The organism is Rhizobium sullae, from assembly GCF_900169785.1.
Classification (GTDB): Bacteria; Pseudomonadota; Alphaproteobacteria; order Rhizobiales; family Rhizobiaceae; genus Rhizobium; species Rhizobium sullae.
Window position 1 is genome coordinate 1 of sequence record NZ_FWER01000117.1, and the last position, 6,963, is coordinate 6,963.

4 protein-coding genes and 1 pseudogene are annotated in these 6,963 nt (G+C 60.5%); 3 read left to right on the forward strand and 2 right to left on the reverse strand.

All coding sequences use genetic code 11. From position 1 onward, the window contains the following. Positions 1 to 198 precede the first annotated feature (198 nt). A pseudogene (locus BN1800_RS41035) lies at positions 199 to 339 on the reverse strand (hypothetical protein); the annotation flags it as partial. Positions 340 to 691: 352 nt separating this feature from the next. On the opposite strand from BN1800_RS41035, the gene BN1800_RS38710 reads away from it, so the two are divergent. From BN1800_RS38710 to BN1800_RS38720, 3 genes are read left to right on the forward strand one after another with little or no spacing between them, the layout of a single operon-like run. After that, a complete protein-coding gene (locus BN1800_RS38710; RefSeq protein ID WP_425299111.1) occupies positions 692 to 1,657 on the forward strand; it encodes an HlyD family secretion protein in 966 nt (321 codons plus the stop codon). Further along, entirely contained in the window at positions 1,654 to 4,371 is a 2,718-nt protein-coding gene (gene rbbA, locus BN1800_RS38715) for a ribosome-associated ATPase/putative transporter RbbA (protein ID WP_087006152.1), read from the forward strand. Before BN1800_RS38710 ends, rbbA begins: the two co-directional genes overlap by 4 nt. Position 4,372: 1 nt before the next feature. Further along, positions 4,373 to 5,494, forward strand: coding sequence for an ABC transporter permease (locus BN1800_RS38720; RefSeq protein ID WP_087006155.1), 1,122 nt, complete (start codon positions 4,373 to 4,375; stop codon positions 5,492 to 5,494). Between the two features lie 410 nt (positions 5,495 to 5,904). Here BN1800_RS38720 and BN1800_RS38725 read toward each other — a convergent pair. Next, on the reverse strand, positions 5,905 to 6,963 hold a 1,059-nt coding region (locus tag BN1800_RS38725; protein ID WP_143534254.1), incomplete at its 5' end, for an HAD-IC family P-type ATPase.

Consider the following 6,963-nt stretch of genomic DNA (forward strand, 5'->3'; position numbering starts at 1 on the left):
CATTAGACGTTTTCAATGATTTCTCAGCAGAAATGATCACGGACTATGCGCGCGAAAGCAGCCGAATCTTTGCCGTTGCGGCAAAGGCTGCGAAAGAGACCGAGACAATCGCACGCGGCGAGGCCTTGCGGACGATCGAGGACATCGCAGCCAGTTCGGTTGCTCCCTGACATCGGATTTCGGCGACGTCCGACACCGCTAACTGGGCGTTGCGGCCTCGCTCTCCATGGCTTCGGCAGCCGTGTACATGAGGTCGTGCATCTTCTCGCGAAGGAGTGCTTCATCGGCAGCCCGGCCGGCGGCATTGAAGTCCGCGGCAATCTTCTGCAGCAAATCCGCATCTTCCGGCGAAGCAGGACTTACTTGTGCGTCATGATGTCACCTCCGTTTGAGGCGGGTATACGCGCGCGAGACGGCAAGATGCTTTGACAGCGATCAACTCGATCATCTGAAAGCGCTATGACAGGGCGGCCGTTCCCAAATTGGTGCTCGATTGTGAATGACCGCGCTGATGGCGCGCCTGACGGACGAGCCACCTCCCTCTCCGAGGATGACTTATATCAAGGATGACCGTCGCCACTGCCAATAGAAGACGACAGGGCGCGCGCCGCCGGAACGTTGATCGAAGGCTGGTCTGATGAGACGATATCTTGGCATCCTGCTTGCAACTGCCGTTACGTTTGCCCCGAACATGACGCTCGCCGGCGACAGTGACCCGATGCTGGTCAGCTTCGAGGACCTCTGGAGCAAGGTGACCGGCCAGCGTCTTTTTCCGAACATATCGATGTCCAATGGACGGATTGAGGCACAGCAGGTGTTGATTTCCGCCAAGTTTGCGGGTCGCCTCGCGCAGGTTCTCGTCAACGAAGGAGAGATCGTCGACGCCGGTGCGCCCATCGCGCGGATCGACACGGCCGATCTCGACGCACAGCTGGCAGGTGCCAAGGCTCAGATCCGGCGATCCGAGACCAGCGAAATAGAGGCGGCGGCCTCGATCGCACAGCGCGAAAGCGAACTCACTCTCGCCCGCCAGGAGCTCGAACGCGCGCTGGCGATGAGCAAGACGGGCAGCGGGACCATGCAGCAACTGGATTTGCGGCGCAGCCAGTTGCATGTCGCGGAAGCAGCGAACCGTGCAGCGCGTGCAAGCCAAGACGAGGCACAGGCGGCAACGGAAGCCGCGCGCGCTGAAGTTGCCCGCATCCAATCGCTGCTCGATGATGCCGTGTTGAAGGCACCGTGCCGCGGACGTGTTGAATACAAACTCGTGCAGACCGGCGAGGTCGTGGCTGCCGGCGCCCCGGTTGCAACCTTGCTCGATCTTTCAGACGTCTCGATGATGATTTTCTTGCCCGCGCGCGCCGCCGGCCGGCTGGCGATCGGTGACGAGGCCCGCATTATACTTGACCCAGCACCGCAGTATGTGGTGCCAGCGACCGTCTCCTTCGTCGCCTCGGAGGCGCAATTCACGCCAAAGACGGTCGAGACCCAGGACGAGCGGGAAAAGCTGATGTTTCGTGTGAAGCTGAAAATCGCACCGGATCTGCTGAAGGAGTATGAGACGCGCGTGAAAACCGGCGTACGCGGCATCGGCTATGTCAGAACCGATCCCACTGCAAGCTGGCCAGCCAACCTGCAAGTGAAGCTGCCGCAATGAGCGAACCTGCCATTTGCTTGGGTTCGGTGACTCACCGCTACGGCAAGATCACCGCGCTTGACGATGTCGAACTTGCAATTCCCGCTGGCTGCATGGCCGGTCTTATCGGTCCCGATGGCGTTGGCAAATCGACCCTCCTTAGGCTGGCGGCTGGCGTCACCAAGATCCAGCAGGGGCAGATCGAGGTCCTCGGCGGCGACATGGCGCGCGCGCGCCATCGCCGCACCGTTTGCGGCCGAATCGCCTATATGCCGCAAGGCCTCGGACGCAATCTTTATCCGACCTTGAGTGTTGCGGAGAACCTCGACTTCTTCGGTCGCCTTTTCGGGCAGGACGGGCGCCAGCGCAGTAGCCGGACGGACGAACTCTTGCAGATGACCGGTCTGCTGCCGTTTCGCGATCGGCTGGCCGGCAAGCTGTCAGGCGGCATGAAGCAGAAGCTCGGCATCTGCGCGTCGCTCCTGCACGATCCAGATCTGCTGATCCTTGATGAGCCGACCACGGGTATCGATCCGCTGTCGCGCCGCCAATTCTGGGAGCTGATCGATCGCATCCGGCAACGCCGCCCAAACATGAGCGTCATCGTGGCAACCGCCTATATGGAGGAAGCTGCGCGATTCGACTGGTTGGCGGCCTTGCACGGCGGACGGCTCATCGCGACGGGCAGTCCCGCCCACATCATGAATCGCGCCGGCCGAAAGACGCTCGAAGCCGCCTTTACGACCCTAATGCCTGGTTTACGGGCAGCGAAGAATGCAGACATCGTCACCGTCCCGCGGATCGGCACCGATGGTGCGCCTGCGATAGAAGCGGACGGATTGACCTGCCGCTTCGGAGATTTCGTCGCCGTCGATCATGTCAGCTTCCGCATCTCTAAGGGCGAGATCTTCGGCTTTCTCGGTTCGAACGGCAGCGGCAAGAGCACGACGATGAAGATGCTGACCGGGCTGCTTCCGGCAAGCGAAGGCTCGGCAAGGCTTTTTGGCCAGGTGCTTGAGGCAGGCGATATCGAGACGCGCAAACGCGTCGGCTACATGTCTCAGGCCTTCTCCCTTTACGGCGAACTGACTGTTCGCCAGAACCTTCTGCTACACGCTCGCCTCTTTGGCCTGCCGGCTTCGGAGATCGAACCGCGTCTCGCCGAAATGCTCTCAACCTACGACCTCAAGGAGGTGGCCGATCAGCGACCGCAGGACTTGCCGCTCGGCATCCGCCAGCGCCTGCAGCTGGCGGCGGCTGTCATCCACGGGCCGGAGATACTGATCCTCGACGAGCCGACTTCCGGCGTTGACCCGGTGGCCCGCGATGCTTTCTGGCGCTCTTTGATCACCCTTTCGCGACGTGATGGCGTGACCATCTTTCTGTCGACGCATTTCATGAACGAGGCGGAGCGATGCGACCGCATCTCGTTGATGCACGAAGGCAAGGTGCTGGCGATCGGCGCGCCCCGCGAACTTTGCGCTCAACGAGGCTCGGCGTCTCTTGAAGAGACCTTCATCGACGTACTGACCGAGGCTGGCATGGGTGCTGGCGCCTCTCGCGAAATCGGCGAAATTATTGCTGCTGAAAGCGCACCGCGCCCGCGGCTCTTTGATCCGCGCCGCCTGCTTGCCTATGCACGGCGCGAAACCCTGGAAATTCTTCGCGACCGCGCACGTCTTGTTTTCGCACTCCTCGGACCGGTCATATTGCTTCTCACCTTCGGCTACGGCATTTCATTCGATGTCGAGCATTTACCCTTCGCTGTCTATGACCAGGACCAGTCGGCAGAAAGCCGTCAGCTTGTGGAGAACCTGCAAGGTTCCCGTTATTTTGACGAGCATGCAGCGATCGGTTCGGCTACGGAACTGGAAGCTCGCCTGAAAGACGGCGAATTGACGGTGGCAATCGAAATCCCGCCTGATTTCGGCCGAAACCTGATGCGGCAGATACAACCCGAAGTTTCCGTCTGGCTCGACGGTGCGATGCCCTTCCGGGCGGAAACCGCACGCAGCTATATCACGGGGCTCATCCAGGCTTACCTGTCTGACGCGAAGGCACGGCATTCAGGCCGCAGCGTTTCGCCTTATCCAGTCAGCGTAGAAAACCGGTTCCGGTACAATCAGGCTTTCAAGAGCGCCAACGCGATCGTGCCGAGCGTCATCGTGCTGATGCTGGTGCTGATCCCGGCGATCATGGCGGCGCTTGGTATCGTCAAGGAAAAAGAAACCGGGTCAATCGCCAATTTCCAGGCGACCCCCGTGACGCGGATCGAATTCCTCTTGGGCAAACAACTGCCTTATGCCGCAATTGCGTTCTTGAGCTTTCTGACGCTCGCGGCCATGACGCGCTTTGTATTCGGCGTGCCGATCAAAGGCTCGATGCCGCTGCTTGTTGCGGGATCGGTACTTTACGTGCTGGCAACAACCGGCTTCGGCCTGCTCGTTTCCAGTTTCGTACGCAGTCAGGTGGCAGCAATCTTTGCAACGGCGATCATCACCATGATTCCGGCCGTCAACTTCTCCGGTCTGCTGGTTCCCGTGTCGTCGCTGTCAGGCGGGGGACGCCTCATGGGACTGTTGTTTCCGGCTGCCTGGTATCAGCCGATAAGCGTGGGCGTGATCACCAAGGGATTGGGCTTTGCCGAACTCTGGTTCAATCTGGTCGTACTCGCCGCCTTCGCCCTTGCTTTCGTTGCCGTAGCGCTCGCGGCTCTGAGAAAGCGCGGGGCCTGACATGTGGGATCGGCTGAACCGGATATTCCGCCTCGCCATTAAGGAGCTTTACAGCCTGAAGGCCGATCCGGTGATGATGGTGTTGATCATCTATACTTTCACCATCGCCGTCTACACGGTTTCGACAGGCGCCAAGTTCGAGGTGGAGAATGCGTCCGTGGCGGTAGTCGATGAAGATCGCTCGATGCTGTCGATGCGCCTGCGCGACGCGCTCTTGAAGCCCTTCTTCAAGGAACCCGTGCTGATCAACGCAAGCGAGATCGACGATGCTATGGATGCCGGACGCTTCATCTTCATCCTCGAGGTTCCGCCCAAATTCGAGGAGGACGCCATCGAGGGACGGCAGCCTTCACTGCAGTTGGATATCGATGCTACCGCCATGTCCCAGGCGGGCAACGGCGCGTCCTACATCCAGAGCATCATCATGCAGGAGCTCGCCGTAGCGCTGCCCAATGCCGCCGCGTCCCAGCCCGTCAATCTAGTCGTCTCCGCCCGGTTTAATCCTAACCTGATGTCGACCTGGTTCGCGGCGGTCATGCAGGTGATCAACAATGTCACGATGCTATCGGTGATCCTGACGGGTGCGGCGCTTATCCGGGAACGCGAACACGGCACGATCGAACACCTGCTCGTCATGCCGGTCACGTCAGGCGAAATCATGCTGTCGAAGATCGTGGCGAATGGTCTCGTGATCGTGGTGGCATCGGTCCTCTCGCTGCTCATCGTCGTGGAGCGCCTTCTCGCCGTGCCGATCGCCGGTTCGATCGGCCTGTTTGTCTTTTGCGCCGTGCTTTATCAGTTCTCGGTAACATCGCTCGGCATTCTGATCGCAACGACCTCGAGTTCGATGGCGCAGTTCGGACTCATTTCAATGCCCGTCCTCATCGTCATGAACCTGCTTTCCGGCAGCACGACGCCGATGGACAGCATGCCGCGCTGGCTGCAATATGCCATGCAGCTTTCGCCATCTTCGCATTTCGTGGCCCTGTCGCAGGCGATCCTCTATCGCGGGGCAGGGCTTGGCGCCGTTTGGCCACAGATTTTGCCTCTCACGATCATCGGCTTTGCCTTCTTTGCAATCGCACTCATCCGGTTCCGCCGGACCCTTGCAGATGCCCGATAAGTCATGGCCACCAAAAACCGCTCTTTGCGTCCTTGGCGCCAGTCATTTCCCTGGATTGCGGTTTTGACCCACCCGGCACCAGTCGTTGTTGGTCTTGAATGGTCACCCAGGCGCGCATTCGCTCCTCGTGCCACTCTTCGGTGTCCAGCAGCTGCTGGTACGTCCCCGCGCTATGACGCTCTCCCGGCAGCGATGCTCATGGAATTCGTCGACCTCGATGCAGACATGCGGGTTGTCTCGCATCCACTCCACCTTCTGGCCAGGCTATGAGAATCCGTAAAACCGGTTTTCGGCGAACGCATAATGTATGGGGACGACATATGCCCAGTTTTCCTTCGTACATGCCGGTCTGCCAAGGCGGTGGCTGGAGAGGAAATCTACGCATTCCTGCCATTTCATCTCAGTGATGATCATCGCGGGCCTCCTTTTTCAGGCTGGCAGCATGCGCTCCCGTGGCGCTGCGCGTTGATCCGTGTCAATGCGCCGAGCCGCAGAATGGCGTGGCCGAAGCCGGCTTTCGATCCTGTAGGCCGCAGCGCCCGCAAAGCGTTGAGGATCACGGCGACATCGACTACTTCCTGCAGCAACGCACCCTGCAGGGGCGGAAGAAATCCATAGGCGGCAGCAATCATCCCCGCGATTGAAAGGCCTAGCCCCACGATGACGCTCTGGCGCGCAATAACGACTGTCCTCCGGGCGACCGCCAGCGCGTCAGCCAGAGGTTCGAGACGGTCCACGAGCAAAACAACACCAGCGGCCTCCGAGGAGGCGGCCGCTCCCCGCGCACCCAGTGCAACACCGACGTCGGCGGCGGCAAGCGCGGGGGCATCATTGATGCCGTCGCCAACCATCATCACAGGACCGAACCGCCGGGCGGATTTAACGCATTCGACCTTTGAAGCGGGGCTTTGCTCACCGAGAATCTCTTCGATGCCAAGCGCTTCGCCGACATACCTTGCGACTTCCAACCTGTCTCCCGAAGCCAGACTTATTCTGACGATCCCCGCATCGCGCAGTTTTCGAAGCACGGTCATTGCTTCCAGTCGTACAGGATCGGCCATCACGATCACGCCCGCCGCCACGCCATCGACTGCAACCGCCACCACCGCCTCGCCCGCCCGACGTCCGGACAGGAATGCGCGTGGGCTGCCCTTCAACACCCGGCGCTCCACGAAGCCGCTGCCGCCAACGGTCACGCGATGCCGGCCGACAGTTCCTTCGATCCCTGCGCCAGGAGACTCCGTGACATCGGCTGGCGGCACAAGATTCAGGCCGCGTTCACGCGCCGCCGCAATGAGCGCTGCAGCCATGACGTGGCCAGATGCCTGATCGAGCGATGCGGCGAGACGAAGCAACTCGTTCTCGTTGATCCACTCGGCATTTTTTATAGCGACAATGGCCGCCGCACCGTGGGTGAGTGTACCCGTCTTGTCCAGGATGGCGACGCGCACGCGGCTCAAAGCTTCCAG

What these genes read in the sequence shown, in the direction of transcription:
- BN1800_RS38710 (WP_425299111.1), top strand. Translation starts at nt 692, where the DNA reads ATGACGCTCGCCGGCGACAGTGACCCGATGCTGGTCAGCTTCGAGGAC.
- rbbA (WP_087006152.1), top strand. Translation starts at nt 1,654, where the DNA reads ATGAGCGAACCTGCCATTTGCTTGGGTTCGGTGACTCACCGCTACGGC.
- BN1800_RS38720 (WP_087006155.1), top strand. Translation starts at nt 4,373, where the DNA reads ATGTGGGATCGGCTGAACCGGATATTCCGCCTCGCCATTAAGGAGCTT.